The sequence below is a fragment of the Pseudomonas sp. QS1027 genome (genome assembly GCF_002814235.1).
Classification (GTDB): domain Bacteria; phylum Pseudomonadota; class Gammaproteobacteria; order Pseudomonadales; family Pseudomonadaceae; genus Aquipseudomonas.
Window position 1 is genome coordinate 48,063 of sequence record NZ_PHSU01000006.1, and the last position, 18,770, is coordinate 66,832.

General features: G+C 58.2%; 13 protein-coding genes. 10 read left to right on the top strand and 3 right to left on the bottom strand.

Annotation, left to right across the window (positions count from 1 at the left end; translation table 11 throughout):
• Positions 1 to 4: 4 nt before the first annotated feature.
• Genes CWE01_RS06765 through CWE01_RS06790 form a run of 6 tightly spaced genes read left to right on the top strand, consistent with a single transcriptional unit; the run spans position 5 to position 7,865 of the window.
• On the top strand, positions 5 to 1,633 hold the full coding sequence (locus CWE01_RS06765) for an FGGY-family carbohydrate kinase (RefSeq protein WP_100939762.1): 1,629 nt from the start codon (positions 5 to 7) through the stop codon (positions 1,631 to 1,633).
• On the top strand, positions 1,630 to 2,313 hold the full coding sequence (locus CWE01_RS06770; protein ID WP_100939763.1) for a class II aldolase/adducin family protein: 684 nt from the start codon (positions 1,630 to 1,632) through the stop codon (positions 2,311 to 2,313). The genes CWE01_RS06765 and CWE01_RS06770 overlap by 4 nt, the downstream gene beginning before the upstream one ends.
• Positions 2,310 to 3,791 (top strand): aspartate aminotransferase family protein, encoded by a 1,482-nt coding sequence (locus tag CWE01_RS06775; RefSeq protein ID WP_100939764.1) that lies wholly within the window; start codon positions 2,310 to 2,312, stop codon positions 3,789 to 3,791. The genes CWE01_RS06770 and CWE01_RS06775 overlap by 4 nt, the downstream gene beginning before the upstream one ends.
• A gap of 10 nt (positions 3,792 to 3,801) precedes the next feature.
• A complete protein-coding gene (locus CWE01_RS06780; RefSeq protein WP_100939765.1) occupies positions 3,802 to 4,422 on the top strand; it encodes a hypothetical protein in 621 nt (206 codons plus the stop codon).
• A gap of 24 nt (positions 4,423 to 4,446) precedes the next feature.
• On the top strand, positions 4,447 to 6,420 hold the full coding sequence (locus CWE01_RS06785) for an SDR family NAD(P)-dependent oxidoreductase (RefSeq protein WP_100939766.1): 1,974 nt from the start codon (positions 4,447 to 4,449) through the stop codon (positions 6,418 to 6,420).
• Complete coding sequence (locus CWE01_RS06790) at positions 6,417 to 7,865, top strand: aldehyde dehydrogenase family protein (RefSeq protein ID WP_100939767.1); 1,449 nt, start codon at positions 6,417 to 6,419, stop codon at positions 7,863 to 7,865. Before CWE01_RS06785 ends, CWE01_RS06790 begins: the two co-directional genes overlap by 4 nt.
• A gap of 107 nt (positions 7,866 to 7,972) precedes the next feature.
• Here CWE01_RS06790 and CWE01_RS06795 read toward each other — a convergent pair whose 3' ends face one another.
• From CWE01_RS06795 to CWE01_RS06805, 3 genes are all read right to left on the bottom strand, one after another.
• The gene (locus CWE01_RS06795; protein WP_100939788.1) at positions 7,973 to 9,523 is read right to left on the bottom strand and encodes a glycoside hydrolase family 28 protein; all 1,551 of its coding nucleotides are present in this window, start codon (positions 9,521 to 9,523) and stop codon (positions 7,973 to 7,975) included.
• 620 nt (positions 9,524 to 10,143) lie between these two features.
• Positions 10,144 to 11,328, bottom strand: coding sequence for a cell wall metabolism sensor histidine kinase WalK (locus CWE01_RS06800; protein ID WP_100939768.1), 1,185 nt, complete (start codon positions 11,326 to 11,328; stop codon positions 10,144 to 10,146).
• 5 nt (positions 11,329 to 11,333) lie between these two features.
• Positions 11,334 to 12,023, bottom strand: coding sequence for a response regulator (locus CWE01_RS06805; RefSeq protein WP_100939769.1), 690 nt, complete (start codon positions 12,021 to 12,023; stop codon positions 11,334 to 11,336).
• A 97-nt stretch (positions 12,024 to 12,120) separates the two neighbouring features.
• Between CWE01_RS06805 and CWE01_RS06810 the strand changes: the two genes are divergently transcribed.
• The 4 genes from CWE01_RS06810 to CWE01_RS06825 all read left to right on the top strand — a co-directional run bounded on the left by CWE01_RS06810 (position 12,121) and on the right by CWE01_RS06825 (position 18,760).
• Positions 12,121 to 13,626: an efflux transporter outer membrane subunit gene (locus tag CWE01_RS06810; RefSeq protein WP_100939770.1), complete on the top strand. Its 1,506-nt coding sequence runs from the start codon at positions 12,121 to 12,123 to the stop codon at positions 13,624 to 13,626.
• A complete protein-coding gene (locus CWE01_RS06815; RefSeq protein WP_100939771.1) occupies positions 13,623 to 14,747 on the top strand; it encodes an efflux RND transporter periplasmic adaptor subunit in 1,125 nt (374 codons plus the stop codon). The genes CWE01_RS06810 and CWE01_RS06815 overlap by 4 nt, the downstream gene beginning before the upstream one ends.
• Before the next feature lie 3 nt (positions 14,748 to 14,750).
• The gene (locus CWE01_RS06820) at positions 14,751 to 17,813 is read left to right on the top strand and encodes an efflux RND transporter permease subunit (protein WP_100939772.1); all 3,063 of its coding nucleotides are present in this window, start codon (positions 14,751 to 14,753) and stop codon (positions 17,811 to 17,813) included.
• A 191-nt stretch (positions 17,814 to 18,004) separates the two neighbouring features.
• A complete protein-coding gene (locus CWE01_RS06825; RefSeq protein ID WP_100939789.1) occupies positions 18,005 to 18,760 on the top strand; it encodes a class II aldolase/adducin family protein in 756 nt (251 codons plus the stop codon).
• The last annotated feature ends 10 nt before the right edge of the window (positions 18,761 to 18,770 follow it).

Here is an 18,770-nt window from a genome sequence, read left to right on the forward strand (position 1 = left end):
TCTTATGACCTCGCTTTTCTTTTCCCGGGAGCCCGAAACGGCGACCGGGCTGGAGCAACTCGTCCTCGCGGTCGATCTCGGGACGTCTGGCTGCAAGTGCGCGCTGGTTTCGCTCGAAGGAGAGATCCGCGCGTGGGCATTCAACAGTGTGCCCTTGCATGTCAGTGGATTGAGTGCCGAGCAGGAGCCGCAGGATTGGTGGAATGCTTTTATCCGCGGAGCAACCGAGTTGCTCGGCACCGATCCGGTCAGACGTCGGCAGGTGATTGCCGTGTGCTGCTCGACCCAAAGCGAGGGGACGGTCTGCGTCGATCGAGATGGGGTGGCCATTGGTCGAGCGATGCTGTGGCTGGATAAGCGTGGCGCCACTGCCGTCAAGCGTCGTATGGGGGGAGGGCGCTTCAGCCTGGCCGGTTATGCCCCTCTCAAACTCTGGCGCTCATTGCGTTTGACTGGCGGGGTCGCTTCGTTGTCCGGCATGGATTCGGCCGGGCACATGGCCTACGTTCTTGATCATGAGCCGCTGCGATATGAGCGAACCCACAAGTTCCTGAATGTTCTCGACTACATGAACCTGCGCTTGTCCGGTCGATATTGTGCCACGAGCGATTCGATACTGACGTCCTGGATCACGGATAACCGCGACCCTCATCGCATTCGCTATGACGACAGTCTGGTACGAGCGCTGGGTATTGACGCAGGCAAACTGCCGGAGCTGGTGGGCTCGACCGAGGTCATCGGATCGCTGCTGCCTGAGTTGGCCGATGCACTGGGGCTCTCTCGAGACACCCAGGTAGTGGCGGGTGCCGTAGACACCTCCGCCGTGGCGGTAGGTGCCGCGGTGACTGATTTCGCCTCGCATCTGTATTTGGGGACATCCTCTTGGGTGGGTGCTCATGTGCCGTTCAAGAAGTCCAGTGTACGTCACCACATCGCAGCCGTGCCGAGCGCGGTCAAAGGCCGATATCTGGCATTAGCCATGCAGTCGGCTGCGGGGGCGAACCTTTCGTTTTTACGAGACAAGGTCCTGTATCACCCTGACGAGTTGCTCAGTGATGAGCAACAGCCGGATGTGTATGCCTTGTTGGACCGAATTGCGGCCAGGGTGCCGCCGGGGGCACGGGGGCTGATCTACACGCCTTGGCTCTGTGGTGAGCGATCCCCGGTGGGGGACCCGAGCCTGCGTGCAGGTTTGTTCAATCTGAAGCTTGAGCATTCACGAGAAGACATCATTCGGGCCTTCATGGAAGGCGTTGCGCTCAACACACGCTGGATGCTGGAGCCGTTCTCCCGCTTTCTCGGCCAATCGAGTGAGGTGGTCGTGGCCACGGGCGGGGGCGCCCAATCCAGCGTGTGGTGCCAGATCATGGCCGATGTCACCGGCCATGTGATCCAGCAGCCTCACAATCCCATCCAGACCAATGCTCGCGGTGCCGCATTCATCGCTGCGGTCGCCCTTGGAAAATTACAGTTTCATGATTTGCCGGCCCTGCAACGCCCCCATCGGCTGTATGAGCCGTCACGGGAAACGCGGGCTCTGTATGACGATCGTTTCGCCACTTTCAAGGAGGTCCGCAAGCGGCTTGCTCCGCTCTATCGCCGCCTGAACCCATCGCAGGAGACTGCTCCATGAATCAAGTACAAGAGCGGATTGTCGAGTTGTCGCAGCGTCTGTCACAGCGCGGTTTCTTTGCCGCTACTGGTGGAAATCTGGCATTGCGCGTTGATGCGTTGCATATAGCGGTCACGCCGTCGGCCACGGACTATTTCACCATGCGTGCCGACGACGTCTGCGTATTACGCCTGAAGGACCTGGTGCAAATATCAGGTGAGCGGGCGCCCTCTGTGGAAAGCGGTCTACATGCCAAAATTCTGCGCAATCGCCCGGACGTGAATTGCAGCATCCACACCCATCAGCCCCTGGCCAGTGCCTGCACGTTGCTGGGCAAACCCTTGGAAGTCGGTTACCCGCAGCTATGGAAGTCACTGGGCCAACGTATCCCACTGGTGGGTTATGCCCCTTCGGGGACTGGCTGGTTGGCCAGTAAGTTGGAGCGCGCCATACGCTCGGACCAAAACGCTTACCTGATGCGCAACCACGGTGTGCTGTGTTGCGGCCCCGATATCGATACAACCCTGGATCGTCTGGAAGATCTCGAGACGCTCTGTCGGGATCATCTGTTGAAACAGATCAAGGCGCACACCCGAGGCCGACCTGAGTCTCGTGCGGCTGTGGCTCGCTTGATCGACGCTTTGACCTTGGCCTCATCGGCTGCTGTCAGCCCCCAGAATCTTTCAGAGACTCAATCATGAACGAGCCCCTTCGTCCTTCCACCCTGTCCCAAATGACCTCACCTGCCGTTTCGCAATGGCCTGATGTGGACTCGTTGTATCGACGCTTCGATGAACTGGTCAAACAACCAATCCGCCCACTGAAGCGGGATGCGTTGAGCAAGGTAATGAGCTATTTCGACGAACGTTGCCAAGGTTCGAAGCAGCTCGCCGAGGCGGCAAAAAAAGTCATACCGGGTGGTGTACAGCATAACCTGGCATTCAATCATCCGTTCCCGCTCGCCATCTCTCAGGCCAAAGGTGCTTACCTGACGGACGTCGACGGTAACCGTTACATCGATTTCCTACAGGCGGGTGGGCCGACGTTGCTGGGCTCCAATCACCCGGCCATCCGCGAGCAGGTCAACCGGATTCTTGATGAGTGCGGGCCGGTCACGGGTTTGTTGCACGAGTACGAGGTTAAGCTGGCGGAGTTGGTCTGCGAGATGATGCCGGGAGTAGACATGGTGCGTCTGCTCGGTTCCGGCACTGAGGCGGTGATGGCCGCTGTTCGCCTGGCGCGCGCCTACACTCGTAAGAAGTGGGTAATCAAGATCGGGGGGGCTTACCACGGCTGGAGTGACCAGCTTGTCTACGGGATGCGTTTGCCTGGCACCGGCCGGATGGAAGCGGTGGGCATTCCCCGGGGCGCCACGGCGCACACCCAGGAGAGTCCGCCCAACAACCTGGATGCATTGCGTCGCAGGTTGCAGATTAACCGCCTGCGTGGTGGCACCGCTGCCGTGATGGTGGAGCCCTTCGGGCCTGAAAGCGGAACCCGTCCGGTACACCCGGACTTCAACCGACAGTTACGCAAACTGTGTGACGAGTTCGACACGTTGTTGATTTTCGATGAAGTGGTGACCGGTTTCCGTGCCGGGTTGGGCGGGGCACAAGCCTATTTCAACGTCATGCCGGACATTACGGTGCTGGGTAAATGCCTGACCGGCGGATACCCGATGGCCGGTGCCATCGGCGGGCGTCGGGACGTGATGCAACTGCTCGCGGGCGGTATCGGTACCTCCGCCAGGCGGGCCTTCGTCGGTGGGACGCTGTCGGCCAATCCGCTGTCCTGCGTGGCGGGTTATTACGCGCTGCTGGAAGCGCGGCGCCTGGATGCGCCTGCCGTGGCCGGGCGTGCTGGTGACCGGATGCGAAAGGGCCTTGAAGACATTATCACCCGTCGAGGCTTGCCGTATGTGGCTTATAACATGGGCTCCATCGTTCACTTGCAGACCTCCGGTGTGCTGCTGCTCGACACCAGCAACCCGCTCAAACTGCTCCGGGCGCGCAACGAAGCCAAAACCCGCAAGCACATGATGGAAGAGATGGGCGCTGCTTATACCGCCCACGGTCTGATCACCCTGGCGGGGAGCCGGATTTATACGAGTCTGGCCGATACCGACGAGGTCATCGATGAGGCACTCGAGCGATTCGACGCCGTTTTTCAATTGGTGTGAGGTGAATTCCATGCGAGATTTACTTCGACAACAATGGCTGGACTTGCGTCAACGTCTGAGCAGCCAGGTCGCCGCTCATGCCAGTTTCTCCTTGCGTTTACCTGGCGAGAAGGGGATGTGGTGGGGGCGACTGGATAGCCCTGAACCACTCAGGATCGACTGGACTGTGGCCCCAGTGGGCGATGCGCAGGCACATGTAGCTATTTATCGGGTACGCCATGATGTGGGTGCGATCCTCCTAGGTGGTGGAGCATTTGGCAATTGCCTGGCCGATTTTGGCGGCGTCATGCCTATCCTGTTTGATGAGCAGGCGCGGCATCTGGGGCATATGGCTACGCCAGTGGGAATGCTCGGTGAGTTGGCCGAAGCCTTGCGTCTGGGTGGTAATGCGGTACTGGTCAGGGGAGTACCTGCTTGCCTGGGGGCCACGGGCACACGCATGGCGCTCAATGCCGAATTATTTGAGAAGTGCGCTAAAGCCTACACCCTGGCTGAGGCCACGGGTGCTCGGATCACGCACTTGCCTTGGTGGGTGGCATTTATCGCCAATGGTCGATTGATGAAAGACGAGAAGAGGGCGGCGCGCTGTTTTGCCAACGGCCAACTCCCTCCAGAAAGTCGGGGCTACTGAATCATCTATAGAGGCTCAACGCTCATGCATACCTCGTCCGCTGTTTCTCGCAAGCATCTTGTTGCTGCATTGACTCTAGGTTCCGTGGCGGTACTCATGGTGGGCCTGCAACCCCTTCTCCTTGGCGAGCTGCTGGCGGCGGGTCGGCTCTCGCTTGAAGGGGTCGGTCTGGTTGCCATGGGGGAGATCGTCGCGTTGGGGGCCGGGGTCATTGTCGGTGATTTATTGCGATCGATGATGAACCTGCGTTTTATCACGATCGTGGCGGCGGTGTTCACCGCCGCGCTGGATCTCATGACCACAACGGCAACGGGGGATACCGGACTTATCGTAGTGCGTGCCTTGGCGGGTTTGACGGAGGGCCTTCTGTTGTGGGGGGCAGTCAGTCTGATTGTCCAGGGGCCTCATCCAGATCGCGTGTCAGGCCTGTTCATGGTGGTCCAGACCCTGGCCCAGGGTGTCATCGCGGCGGTTCTGGCTTTTTGGGTACTGCCGCGGCAAAGCGTATCCGGAGGATTTGTGTTGCTGGCGATGATATCGCTGGCGTCGGTGCTGCTGGTTTGTTGGCAACCTGTCCGACTGGCACCTCTGAGCAGTGGCGCGAGCCAGGAGGGTGGTTTTTCCTGGCAGCGTTCACATCTGCTGTTGCTGGCAGCGGTCTTTATCCAGCTCTCGGCCATTGGAGCGCTCTGGGCTTATATGGAGCCCTTGGGTAAATACGCCGGGTTGGATGCACAGGGCGCGCAAGCAATGATTTCGGCGGCTTTGTTCATGCAGGTGTTGGGTGGTTGTTGCGGCATTTTGTTGGTGCGTAGGGTATCTGAGTTCAAGCTACTGGCGACGGCTGCCGTGCTGTTGGGTGGCATTGCTGTTGGTATGTACCTGTCAGTGGGGCAGGGTGCAAAAGCGTTTATGTTGCTCAGCGGCTTTTTCAGCCTGGTATACCTGATGCTCACCCCTTTTCAGGTTCGGATTGCATTGAGTCTTGATCCGTCCGGACGCGTTGCGGTGCTGATTCCAGGCATGCAATTGCTGGGTTGCGCCTTCGGGCCATTGGTCGCCTCGCAGTGGGTGGTCGGCGATTATGTTCAGCCAGTGGCGCTTGTCAGTGTTGGGTTTTCTCTACTGGCGTTCATCCTGTTGTGTTGGTTGCGCAGGACATCGGTGATTGAAGAGGGTGGATTTGATGGCAAGGTTGTCCTGATCGTCGGCGCTTCCTCCGGTATGGGCCGCGGTCTGGCGTTACGTTTGGCGCAAGAGGGCGCTGTAGTGGTGGCCACCGCACGGCGTCAGGAACAACTCAATGAACTACGGCGTGAGATCCTCGGGCAGGGTGGAAAGTGTCTGGTACGAGCGGCGGATGCTTTGAACGAGCAGGCCGCTGCCGACTTGGTGGCGGAGGTTGTGGCGCTTTACGGCCACCTTGACGTGGTGGTGCTCAACGCCGGTGGCGCGCCAGCGCTGGATATGCGGCGGATGAACCCTGGGCAAGTCACGGCCTACATGAGGTCCAACTATGACGTGGCGGTTAATTACCTGTTTCCCGCACTGGAGCAAATGAGGGTGCAACGGAATGGTCTGATCGTTCAAACCAATTCTCTGGCGGGTTTTATTGGCGTACCACTGCAAGGGCCTTACTGCGCGGCCAAGGGCGCATTACGTCTGCTGATTGATACCTGCCGCATAGAGTTTGGTGGGTACGGTATTCGTTTCCTTTCTCTGTATCCGGGCTTTGTTGCAACGGCTCAGACGGCAAACGACGGTATGCCCGCGCCGTTGGAGTTGTCGGAGGTGGATGCCGTTTCACACATGCTCAAAGCTATGCGCGGAAAGCGTTGGGATTATCTCTTTCCGTGGTCCATTGGATGGATTGTGCGGCTGGCGAGGGTGCTCCCCAAACCCCTCCTTCTCTGGGTGTTGCGCCGCGAGTTACCGCCCCTGCCAGAGGACGTTCGGGTGGTATCAACTCACTTGCAAACCTCAGGAAAGCGCCCATGAGCCAGTTAGTTGAAGTCGATGCCATTTCCGAAGTGGACGAGGTGTTTATCCATCGTTGTTTTTTGGCGCAGGCTGACCAGGCAATGCGCTTGCGCAGCTCCACCGCCTTAATGCGTATCGCCGGATTAAAACGGCTTCGTCATGCATTGCTCGCTAGTCGAGAAGCGCTTTACCAGGCTTTTCAGGGCGACTTCAGGAAGCCCGCTACCGAAGTGGAACTCACGGAAATCTTGCCGGTACTGGATGAAATCAGGCATGCCATTCAACACCTTGGCCGTTGGATGCGCCCGCGCCGCGCTGCAACGACGCTCATGAGCCTGGGCAATCGAGGCCGGGTGGAGTTTCAGCCCAGAGGGCGATGCTTGATTATCGGGCCCTGGAATTATCCGGTGGCTACTGTACTGGGGCCCATCGTATCGGCGATTGCGGCTGGAAATACGGTGGTGTGCAAGCCTTCGGAATACACGCCTGCTGTAAACCGTGTGCTGAGCGACATTATTACCTCGGCCTTTGAGAGGCATACGGTTGAGCTTGTGACGGGCGGTGTCCCCACGGCCACAGCGCTCTTGAAGCTACCGTTCGATCATATTTTTTTTACTGGATCGCCTTCGGTTGGGCGAATCGTGATGGCGGCCGCTTCACGTCATCTCACGTCGGTGACGCTTGAGCTGGGTGGTAAGTCTCCCGTCGTGGTAGGAGAGAGCGCTGATCTGAAACGTGCGGCACAATTGGTGCTGTGGGGGAAATTTATCAACGCAGGGCAATCGTGCATCGCACCCGATTATCTTTTCGTTCACAACCGTGTGCGTGAAGCATTTGTCGAGCACTGTCGACGCCTTCTGAAAGAACGGTATGGAGCCGGAAGTGATGACACCGCAGATCACCCAGACCTGGCCAGGATGATTAATCGGCAACAGGCCCAGCGGGTGGTGGGTTTGTTGGAGGAGGCGATGGCAAACGGAGTGCCTTTGCTTGCCGGTGGGGAGCATGATGTGGGCCAATGCTACATTGGGCCTACCCTGTTGGGCGATCCGGGTACGACCACTCGCATCGCCCAGGAAGAGATTTTTGGCCCTGTGCTACCGGTGATTGGTTTCGACAACGTTACCGAGGTCATCTCTCGTATTAATACCGGGCCCAAGCCGCTTGCTCTGTATATTTGGAGTAGACAGTCTGCAGAAGTAAGGCAGTTGTTGGCGCAGATCAGTTCTGGCGGCGTCTGCGTAAACCAATGCATGCAGCACTATACGCACAGCAATTTACCCTTTGGAGGGGTTAACCATTCGGGGATGGGCAGCAGTCATGGCTTTTTTGGTTTTCGTGCCTTTTCCCATGAGCGGGCTGTTCTGACGGGGGGGCGATTCACGCCAGCGCAATTGCTGTTTCCTCCCTACACGGCTTCAAAGCATAGGTTGGCTCGAATGATCTCTGCACTGGTGCGCTAGCTTTTTTGCTGGGAGGCAACCCTGTGTGAAGCCTCCCTATGCGACCGGACTTTACGCGCGGGGCCCCGTTATCCAGAGCGAGGCCGTCGAGACTCCCCTTTGTAGCGTCAAATCGGCGAGCTCGGTACCACTGAGTTCAGGGGAACAAAAGCAGCGCTGCAATCAACCGGGGCTGCATTGCCCGGCGACCCCGAAACAGTGACGTCGTTGGTGCTCGAGGTCACGATCTGGTTAGAGAAGCTGACGGCCCCGGGCCCAAGAGTGAAGTGTGTAGCGGCACTTTTGCTTAAGGTAGGCTGTGTGCCGTCAAACACCACATTGTCGAGTGCGATCACGAGGGGGTTGTTCTGCCCGTTCGCTTCGTAGCCCTGGAACGTGAGCTTTGCGCCTTTGTATTTCGTGCTACCCAGGTAATGAAAGTCTCTGATCGTGATACCGGTGAAGTTCGGGTAGAGCGTACCGTTCGCGGAGCTGTAGAACGGGTCGAAGACCAACGGCTGTGCTGTGTTGCGCATACACACACCGGTATAGGTGACACTGTTGACGGTGCCGCCACGCGACACATCTGATTTGATGCGCAGACCGTTGCCGTTCGGACTGTCGTTGCCGTCCATGGTCAGGTCAGATACCGCCATGTTGCTGACGCCGCCATTCGTTTCACTGCCGATTGAGAGGCCATGCCCATAGTAGAAGTGGTTGTGAGCGAATGTCAGGTTTTGGGTACCCGGTGATGTGCTCGATTTGACCGCCACATGGTCATCGCCTGTGCTGATGTATGAGTACGCCAGCAGCACATTGCTCGATTGCCCGGGATCAAAACCATCCGTGTTCTTTACGGTATCAGGCGTAAAGCAGGTTGCCGGTGTGAGCTTGTCAGGTGTGGTGCCTGCTGGGCAGGCGTAACCTTTGACGCTATAGGCAAGACTAGGCGTCAGGATTTTCAGACTCCAGGCGGTGACGCCGGCGACCCCATCGGTCACCACGTTGAAGTTGGGTGAGTTCTGCAAGGTGATCCGATACAGCGTGAAGTTGGTGCCACCTGTCACCTGTACCAGACGAGGATTTTGTTGGTTCAAGCCTGCGGTCTTGTTCTGGTAGGCGACGTCCCACCAACTGCGCAGGCCCGCGTTCGGCCCGTTGGTGATCATGCTGCCTCCGCGGCCATCGATGACACCGTCACCGACGATCCCGCTGCCGGTTGTCCCCTTGGCCAGGATCAGCGGGAGGCAAGATTTCGTGTTAGCTGTTGTCGCGGTACCGCACGTGCCGACGCCGTTGTCGTAGTCGGCCGGGTTACGGGATGCGAACAGTGTGATGCCTTGGTCAATCCACAGAGTCACTCCTGATTTCAGGTGCAGTGGCCCACTCAGAAACGCCGACTGGCCCGCGGAGCCTTGTGTAAGTTTAACCGCCTGACCAGCAGTGCATCCGTCGATTGCGGTCTGGATGCGTGCGGTATCGGGGTTCGACGACGCAGGCGTGCTGTCCAGGCTATCGACTGAGCTGTTGACGGGCGTAAGCGTCGCGGGCAGCGAAGCGCACAAGGAAGAGGCATAGGGCAGCGCAGGTTCGCTGACAGGGCCCCATTGTGTGGTCACCGACGCTGCTGATACGGGGCCACTCGAGAGTATTGCCGCGCACAGTGTCCATGCTGTCATAGGCTTGTGGCTCGGGGCAGAGTTGGTGGCCTTGCGGGCTGCATAGGTCCGAGTGCGTGCCTCATCGCAGGTGCTACAGGTTTCAAAAGCCCCGGGTATGATTGTCAAGTCATGTTCTCCTTGTTGAGCCGCGACGGCGGATCAACGCATGGGTGTGGCTAATGACCGGTCCTGCCGACGTTGGTGATGACAAGGCCATTAACCTTGGTCGTCCAGTACCAAAATTTCCGACTGTTACGGTGATGTAGCCTGCGTTGCAGCGTCTTGACGTCGCGCGCGACCCTGTTGACGCGAGGGAGAGAGGAGTATCAAGGTAACAGGGGCATTATGGGGCGAAGTTTGTGACGAAGGGGTGACGAAGAGAGATTAGAGGATGAAACGATTCATCTAAGAAGATAACCATATTTTTGCGAATTTATAGACGGCTTCTGTTACCGCAAAGGGGCTAGCAGCCGTTGTCCCGGACCCGTATCTCCTGGTCAAGTACCGTGGACCTAGGCAACGGATAATTGTCGCGTAGGGGGCTCTGCGCGGTATATGAAACCATGCACGTGGGACGTCTGTATGGCCGGGGTTGAGCAATAATATTGTTGTCTGACTTGCCCGTCAGTTCGGGGTCTTTAATCGTGAGCAAACGGGATTTCTACACAAATGATAGCGCCTCCTCCGGAGCGATTGTCCGCTGTGATGTTTCCACCGTGGGCAAGGCAAATGGCACGAGCGATGGACAATCCCAGGCCACTGCCCCCCGAGTGGCGTGCCCGGGAATGCTCTGCCCGCCAAAAGCGGTCGAATACACGGTCCAAGTCTTTCTGTTCAAAGCCCGGACCTCGGTCTGCACAGACGAGCACGATCTTGTTTTCAGACGCCGTCGCCGAAATATGCAGTTCACCCCCTGGTACGGCGTAACGCAAAAAGTTGTCGATTAGAATGTTGACGACCTGGCCCATTCGGTCGCGATCTGCCTGGATATTCAAATGTGTGGGCACTTCAACAACGTGGGCGATACTGGCGTTTTTGAGTGAAGTACTGAACCAGGCCAAGCGCTCGAAAACCAGTTTGTGGAGGGGGAACTCAGTCTTGTCGAGGGCTAGTTGCCCGGCCCTGGCAAGTGACAGCAGATGCAGATCATCGACCAGTTTGTTCAACTGCCCGAGTTGACGCTTGACCATTTCCAATTGATTGATGTCGTGAGGAAACACCTCGTCAATCATGCCCTGCACGCGGCCCATGGCCGCGTTCAATGGCGTGCGCAGTTCGTGCGCAATGACCGCACTCGACTCACGGACCTCCCGTTCATAACGCTCCAGTTGGGTGGTCATGCTATTGAAGTCGCTCACCAGCCGTTGGAGCTCTTGCGGGGCTTTTCCGCTGGGAGGCAGCCGTGTGATGAAGTCTCCTTGTGCGACCTGACGTGCGGCCTTTGCAACGGCTGAGAACTGGCTCGATAACGGTCGTGAAAACATGAACCCACACACGATGATGATGGGAATAGCCCCGACGACGAGACTCGCCAGCAGGAACCAGTCCTTGTTGGCAATACCCGGCAATATGTCTTCGACGTTGTAATACTGAGCGGACAATTCCCACAGTCTGGCTTCATTGAGATGTGGGTGAGCACGCAGGTTTTCGAACTCCAGGCGCACGTCGAGGGGCATGCGATGCAGTGTTGCCCAATCCGAGATCATAAAATGCAGCCACATACCGATCGCGATCGCCACAACGGCGCCGATGGCCAGGAGGCTCATGCGCATGCCGACCCAGCGCCACAAGGGTTTTTGCCGAGTTTTTGAAATATCGAACATGATGTTCACCTGAATCGATAACCCACTGAGCGGACGGTCACCAACACATCCTCGATGCCCTGGATTTCCAACTTACGGCGCAGGTTGTGTACATGTGCGTCGACGACTCTGGCGAGTGCCTCGCTTTCAGGCAGGCAGATGTCCAGCAACTCTTCACGGGTGAAGGCTTTGGAGGGGGTTTTCAGTAGCGTGGCCAGCATCTTGAATTCGGTAGGTGTCAGGTCCAACAGCAACGGTTCATGATTGACGGTCTCGATACTGGCAGTGACTGCATTGAGATCAACCAGTAGGTTTTTATACCGCAGGTGCTGTGTGGCGAGTGCACTTGTGCTTGCGCGGCGCAAGACCGCGTGAACCCGTGCAACCACTTCTTTGGGGTTGTAAGGCTTGACCACATAATCGTCCGCACCGTAACGCAGTGCACCCAATTTCTCCGGTTCATCACCCATCGCCGTGACCATGATGACGGGTGTGTCGCTACAGCGTCGGACCGCCGTAAGCACGTCGGTGCCGCTCACCCGGGGCAGCATGACATCCAGCAGAATCAAATCGGGCTTGCACTGTCGGTGCAGCTCGATACCCCGTTGTCCGTCTTCGGCCAGTATCACGTCGAAGCCGTCACGGCGCAGGTACGCCTCGAGAATACTGGCGCTGTCGGCATCGTCTTCGACGACCAGAATACGTTTTCCTGACACTGAGAGCCTCTTGATCAAATCTTGATATTTGGCGAACGGTTTATTGATAGTCGACGCCTAGGATCGCTCCCTGACCTCACAGGCACGAACGGATCCTATGTCGACGAACGCACCACTGTCCAAGCCTATCCGATCTCGTCAGCGCTGCTGGTTGGTGTTCTGGCTGACGGTGAGCGTAACAGGCTGCTCCCTGGCACCCACCTATGAACGGCCATCACTTCCCGTGCCGCAAACGCAGATGGCGAGTGTGATGGAGGAGGGCATGGTAGGGGCTTCCACACCAGGTGAGATCAACCTTTCTCAGGACGAAGAGCGCCTGATCACAGAGCTTTCACCCGAGGGAACGCTCCGGCCTCTGGTGCATTTATCACTGGGCTTCAATCGCGATTTCAGAGTGGCGGTTCTACGTGTTGAGGAGGCTCAGGCGCTTTACCGTACAGCCCGGTCTGATCGCACGCCCACTGTGGCCGCCGGTTTCGAACGTGATCGTCAGCAATTCGACAACGCAGCGAACAACGAGCGTTATGGTCAAGACCTGACCTCCATCTCGGTCGGCGTTTCGGACTTCGAACTGGATTTTTTCGGGCGGGTTCGCAGCCTATCCGACGCGGCGCGACATGACTACCTGGCCACAACCTACGGCCAGCAGGCAGCGCGGGGGGCACTGGTCGCTGAAGTCGCCCGGTTGTATTTGCTTGAGCGGTTAACGGCAGCTCAGCAAGCCGATGCACGGCTGATTGATGATGCCGAACAGACAATACTGGACATGGTGGAAGGGCAGCAGGTCGAAGGTGCCGCGTCGTTTGACGATGTCGCCTCCCAGCATGCCAAGGCACAAGACGCAAGCCTGCGGCTGGCCGCTGCAACGGCAGAGCATGATCGTTCGTTCCAGGCCTTGTTGCTGGTGACAGGCTATGCGCAACCCTTGGCCCCCATGAATGTCATGCCTGTTGAGGTGGCGCCGACGGAGCTTGGTACACCCGCGTGGTTGGTTGATATGCCTTCTGAACGTCTGTTGGAACGCTTTGATGTTCGGCAGAGCGAGGAACGCTTGAAGGCCGCCAACGCCAACATCGGCGCAGCCCGGGCCGCGTTCTTCCCTTCGATCAAACTCAGCACGGGTGTCGGTATTGCCAGCGACAGCTTGCGCACCCTGTTTGACGGTGGCAATGGCGCTTGGTTGTTCACCCCGCAGCTTTCGCTGCCTTTGTTCGACGGTGGGCGCAATAGCGCCAACCTGAATTTGGCCGAGGTTCGTAAGCAAATCGCCGTTGCTCAATACCAAAAAACAGTCCAAACCGCGTTTCGTGAAATGGCGGACGTGCTGACCGAGCGTCGCCACGTGCTGGAGCGTGTACGCAGCGAAAGGGTGTTGACTGCCCTCGTGCAGAGCAAAGCGCGGCGAGTGTCCGCAGAGCTGGAAGCGGGCGCCGCCGACCGTCCCCTCAGGTTGGCGTCTCAGATTCGTCTGGCCCAGGCGGACATCGCGTGGCGACAGGCTCGTCAGGCGCTGTTGCTTAACCGGCTGGCTATTTACCGCGTGCTCTGCGGCGTTGACGCAGCGCCTGCCCAACTCCTTTTCGACAATGAGTCTTCGCAATGAATCGTCACTTTGCACAACCTCAAACCTCCTGGATAAAGGTCTGCCTTGTCGCTTTGCTATTGAGTGGCTGCTCTCGTACGGAGTCGGTTGAGCCCTCCGTCACGCGCGCCGTCAAGGTTGAGACTGCAAGGAAGATGTCGGGTACGGCTGAGCGCTTTACCGGCATTGTCCGGCAACGTCAGCGTGCCAGTCTGGCTTTCGAGTCCGCAGGGCGATTGGATACGTTGCGTGTTGACGTTGGGGATACGGTTCGACAAGGACAAGTACTGGCCACGCTCGACCCCCAGGCTTTACGACTGCGTCTAGAGCAGGCCAGAGCCAGCCTCAGTTCGAGCCAGGCGCAGGCGGTCGAGCGCGAAGGCAATTATCGGCGCCAACAGCGTTTGTATACCGCTGGCAGTGTCGCGCAAAGCGTTGTCGAGTCTGCCGCGGCGGCTTATGAGCAGGCACAGGCAGGACAACGTCGAGCCGTCTCGGATCTGGCATTGGCGCAGCGTGAGGTTGAACGTGGGCAATTGGTCGCGCCTTTTAGTGGACGCATCGTTGCGCGCCTGGCGGATCGTTATGCGCAGCTGACCCCAGGCAAGGTGGTGCTTGAGCTGGAGTCAACCGATGACCGGCAGGTGGTAGCGGCCGTGCCCGCCGTGCAAGCCCAAGGGATGAAGCCTGGGGATGTGGCAGTGGCCTACACCGCCGCGCAACCCTCGACGCCCTTGGACCTGGTGCTCGAAGGCGTTTCGCCCAGAGCGGAAAACGGACTGTTGCAAACCTGCATTTTTCGTCTGCGCAGTTCGTCAGTCGCACTGTCCAGTGGCTTGGCCGTCCTGGTCCAGTTGCACGCGGATGCTCCCCGAGGTCTCTCCATTGCGGTGTCGGCGTTGTCGATGGGGCTGACCAGTTCCAACGCTCAAGTCTTCGTTTACCAGCCAACTGCTACGAACATAACCCTGGGCAGCGTAACGACCAGGAGTGTGTCAATCACGGGCGTTGAGCAAGGTCGTGCGCTGATCGACAGCGGACTGGCTGACGGCGAGCAGGTGGTTACCGCTGGTGTCGCTTTCCTGTCCAACGGTCAGGCAGTGAGCCTGTATCAACCTTCTACTCGGCTGGCGCACAACTAAATCATGAACCTTACACACAGTGCGATGGGCGCCAGTCGCTTGACCTTGTTTGCCGCCTGTCTGGTGCTGGTAGCCGGCGTCCTGACGTTCTTGAGCTTCCCTTCTCAGGAAGAGCCATCGGTGACGATCCGTGACGCACTGGTCAGCATGGCTTTCCCGGGGTTGCCGGCTGAGCGCGCCGAAGAGCTTTTGGCAAAACCGATGGAGGAAAAGCTGCGGGAGCTGCCTGAGATCAAGAACCTGATCACCACTGTGCGTCCGGGCAGCGTGATCATTCAGATCACCGCCTATGACGAGGTCAAGGACCTGGGCGTTTTATGGCAGCGGGTCAGGGCCAAAGCGGCGGAAGCAGGAGCAGGTTTTCCGCCCGGTACCCAGGGGCCATTCGTGGACGATGAGTTTGGGCAGGTAGCAGTGGCCTCGATCGCCGTTACCGCTCCCGGATTTGCCATGAATGAAATGCGCGGGCCGATCAAACGCTTGCGCAACCAGCTGTACGCATTGCCGGGTGTGGATCAGATCTCTCTCTACGGTTTGCAAGACGAGCGGCTCTATCTGGATTTTGATCGCCAGCACATGGCTGGCTTTGGCCTCTCGGTTCAACAATTGCTGCAACAACTTCAGCGCCAGAATGTGATTGTGTCGTCAGGGAGCCCCGTACTGGGTGACCAGAAGACCACGGTCACGGTGACAGGCGAGGTGCTCTCGGCTGCTCAGTTGGGTCAGTTGCCGATTCGGCTGGAGAGGGGCGAATCCGTGGCACTGGATACGTTGGCCACAATTTCGGTGGCACCCGACGAGCAGCCGGACAGTGCGGCGGTGTATCAGGCACAAAACGCGGTGGTGCTGGCTGTTTCAATGAAGGCCGGGCTCAATATCCAGGTTTTCGGGCAGACCTTGCGCGAGCGCCTGTCCCAACTGGAGCAACAGTTGCCGCTGGGATTTTCGTTGCATGTGGTCACCTTCCAGGCCGATGTCGTGCATCACGAAATGGCCAAGATGCAACACGTGATGATGGAAACCGTGGTGATCGTCATGGCCGTGGTCATGCTGTTCCTAGGTTGGCGGACCGGGTTGGTGGTGGGGGTGATCGTGCCGCTGACCATTTTGGGAACCCTGATCGTGATGCGAGCCCTGGGCGTGGAGTTACAGACGGTTTCGATCGCCGCGATCATCCTGGCATTGGGTTTGCTGGTGGACAACGGCATTGTCATTGCCGAAGACGTTGAGCGTCGGCTGCAGGCGGGTGAGGCGCGTCGGCAGGCCTGTGAGGAAGCCGGGCGCACGCTGGCGATCCCGTTGTTGACCTCTTCCCTGGTCATTGTACTGGCCTTTTCACCGTTCTTTCTTGGTCAGACCAGTACCAATGAATACTTGCGGTCCCTGGCCATTGTGCTGGCCATCGCGTTGCTCGGTTCCTGGCTGCTGAGCGTGACGGTGACGCCGTTGTTATGTTTCCACTTTGCCAAGGCGCCTGTGCCGGGGAAAGAGGCGGGGGCTTCACACGGCTACGACTCACCGTTTTACCGTGGTTATCGCCGGATGATCGAGGGGCTGTTACACCGTCCGTGGATTTTTCTCGGGAGCATGCTCGCGCTGTTAACCGTGGCGATTGTCGTGCTGACCCACGTGCCCTACGACTTTTTGCCAAAATCGGATCGTAAGCAGTTTCAGATACCCGTCACTCTGGAACCGGGCACAAGCTCACGTGTAACTCTGCAAACCGTGCGCGACATCAGTCAATGGTTGAGCACTGATAAAGACGTGCTAAACAGTATCGGTTACGTGGCTGAGGGCGGGCCGCGAATCGTGTTGGGGCTCAACCCGCCCTTGCCAGCACCGGACATTGCTTACTTTACGGTCAGTGTGCGTGAGGACGTCGATATCGATACGGTGATTGCGCGCACCAAGCGCTATCTGTTGTCCCAGCACCCGGAAGTTCAAGCGCAGCCCAAGCGATTTTCAATGGGTACCACCGAAGCCGGCGTTGCCATCTATCGGGTGATCGGGCCGGATGAAAGCGTGCTGCGGGACATCGCTGGTAAGATCGAAACCGCACTCCTGGCGCTGCCGGGTACGCTGGATGTGCGTAACGACTGGCGCTCACGACTACTGCGTTACAGCATTGTCGTCGATCAGTACCAGGCGCGAAGGGCCGGGGTCAGCACCCAGGACATTGCCCAGGCTTTGCAGTTGCGCAATGGAGGCTTGCAGGCTTCCTCGATGCAGGATGGCGAGACCAGCGTGCCCATTGTCGTGCGTGAGCCCGCGACAGCCATCACCCCGGTGAACGATCTACTGAGCACTCTGATCCATCCTGCTGCGGGTGGCGATGCGTTACCTTTGGCGGCCGTTGCAACGCTGCGGCCTGAGGTCGAGGCGTCGGCTATCCTGCGTCGCAACCTGGAGCGGACGATCACTGTGGTCGGGCGCAATCCTTCGCTGACGGCCAGCTCGATTGTCGAGCGCCTGGCTCCGCAGGTCGACGCCATGGACCTGCCACCTGGGTACCGGATTGAGCTGGGGGGAGAGATCGAGGACTCTGCTGCTGCCAACCAGGCGTTACTGCAGTACCTGCCCCATGCGTTGGTCGCGATGTTGTTGCTGTTCGTCTGGCAGTTCAACTCGTTTCGAAAGCTGTTGATCGTGGTGGCCAGCGTGCCATTCGTATTGATCGGTGTGTCTGTGGGCTTGATTCTGACCGGTTACCCATTCGGATTTATGGCCACTTTTGGCCTGCTGTCTCTTGCCGGCATCATCGTCAACAATGCGGTGTTGCTGCTGGAGCGCATCGAAGTAGAGCGGGTAGAGGGGTTGCCTCTGCACGAGGCCGTGGTGGGCGCTGCCGTCAAGCGGCTACGACCCATTATCATGACCAAATTGACCTGCATCATTGGCCTGGTTCCGTTGATGCTATTCGCAGGTCCCCTGTGGAAAGGCATGGCCATTACCATCATGGGTGGATTGGCGTTGGGGACTCTGGTGACGCTGGGACTGATTCCAGTGCTTTATTGGCTGTTGTTTCGGAAACGTTCGGGAAAGTCAGCTGACGTGCCTCGACGGTGAACTTCATGAGTTCAAATTGGCCCACTACAGTGGTTACGGAGGGAGGCCAGGGTGTCAGTCGCCAATGCTGACCTTAAATGACTCTCAGCCGACCGTTTGAGCAGCAGGGAAGCCTCTTGTCTCGCTTTATGCTTGCCGTGCAGGACTTATATGAACAGCGTAATAAGAACCCAAGCGGTAAGGATATTCAAATGGAGAAGCCTTCGCTCAAGGCGCAAGTGAGTGAGCAGGAGTGGCAGCTGCGATGTGATCTGGCAGCGTGTTATCGACTGGTTGCTTTGTATGGTTGGACAGATCTGGTGTTCACCCACATCAGTGCCCGCGTACCGGGCCCGGAGCATCATTTTCTGATCAACCCCTACGGGTTCTTTTTCGAAGAAATCACCGCTTCTTCCCTGGTGCTGGTAGACCAGGAGGGGCATCAGGTCCGTGAGTCGGGATACAACGTGAACCGAGCGGGTTTCGTGATTCACAGTGCTGTCCATGCTCTACGTACGGACGTTCAGTGCGTGCTGCATACCCACACTCGGACGGGAGTGGGAGTCAGTGCCCAGAGAGCCGGACTGCTACCAGTATCGCAGCAGGCCTCGTTCGTTCTCACCGGTCTTGGTTATCACGATTATGAAGGCGTTGCTCTGCACGATGAGGAGAAACAGCGTCTCCAGAGCGATCTGGGTCAGGGCAGCTTTCTGATGCTGCGTAACCACGGACTGCTCACGGTCGGACGAACCATCGCCGACGCATTCCTTGCGATGTACATCTTTGAAAGCGCGTGTCAGATCCAGGTTGCTGCGCAGGCGGGTGGTGACTTGATTCCCATTGATCCGCGCATCCTCGAGGGCGTTGCTGACGCGGCGCGTGTACAGACTGAAGGTTTGGGAGGCGGCTTTGTCTGGCCGGCACTGTTGCGCAAGTTGGATCGCCTGGGCAGCGATTACAAAACCTGATTCGTTCCTT

Excerpts from the sequence above, each read along its gene's own strand:
- CWE01_RS06775 (WP_100939764.1), top strand. The coding sequence starts at position 2,310 with ATGAACGAGCCCCTTCGTCCTTCCACCCTGTCCCAAATGACCTCACCT.
- CWE01_RS06815 (WP_100939771.1), top strand. The coding sequence starts at position 13,623 with ATGAATCGTCACTTTGCACAACCTCAAACCTCCTGGATAAAGGTCTGC.
- CWE01_RS06800 (WP_100939768.1), bottom strand. The coding sequence starts at position 11,328 with ATGTTCGATATTTCAAAAACTCGGCAAAAACCCTTGTGGCGCTGGGTC.
- CWE01_RS06825 (WP_100939789.1), top strand. The coding sequence starts at position 18,005 with ATGGAGAAGCCTTCGCTCAAGGCGCAAGTGAGTGAGCAGGAGTGGCAG.
- CWE01_RS06765 (WP_100939762.1), top strand. The coding sequence starts at position 5 with ATGACCTCGCTTTTCTTTTCCCGGGAGCCCGAAACGGCGACCGGGCTG.
- CWE01_RS06770 (WP_100939763.1), top strand. The coding sequence starts at position 1,630 with ATGAATCAAGTACAAGAGCGGATTGTCGAGTTGTCGCAGCGTCTGTCA.
- CWE01_RS06790 (WP_100939767.1), top strand. The coding sequence starts at position 6,417 with ATGAGCCAGTTAGTTGAAGTCGATGCCATTTCCGAAGTGGACGAGGTG.
- CWE01_RS06810 (WP_100939770.1), top strand. The coding sequence starts at position 12,121 with ATGTCGACGAACGCACCACTGTCCAAGCCTATCCGATCTCGTCAGCGC.
- CWE01_RS06785 (WP_100939766.1), top strand. The coding sequence starts at position 4,447 with ATGCATACCTCGTCCGCTGTTTCTCGCAAGCATCTTGTTGCTGCATTG.
- CWE01_RS06820 (WP_100939772.1), top strand. The coding sequence starts at position 14,751 with ATGAACCTTACACACAGTGCGATGGGCGCCAGTCGCTTGACCTTGTTT.
- CWE01_RS06795 (WP_100939788.1), bottom strand. The coding sequence starts at position 9,523 with ATGACAGCATGGACACTGTGCGCGGCAATACTCTCGAGTGGCCCCGTA.
- CWE01_RS06780 (WP_100939765.1), top strand. The coding sequence starts at position 3,802 with ATGCGAGATTTACTTCGACAACAATGGCTGGACTTGCGTCAACGTCTG.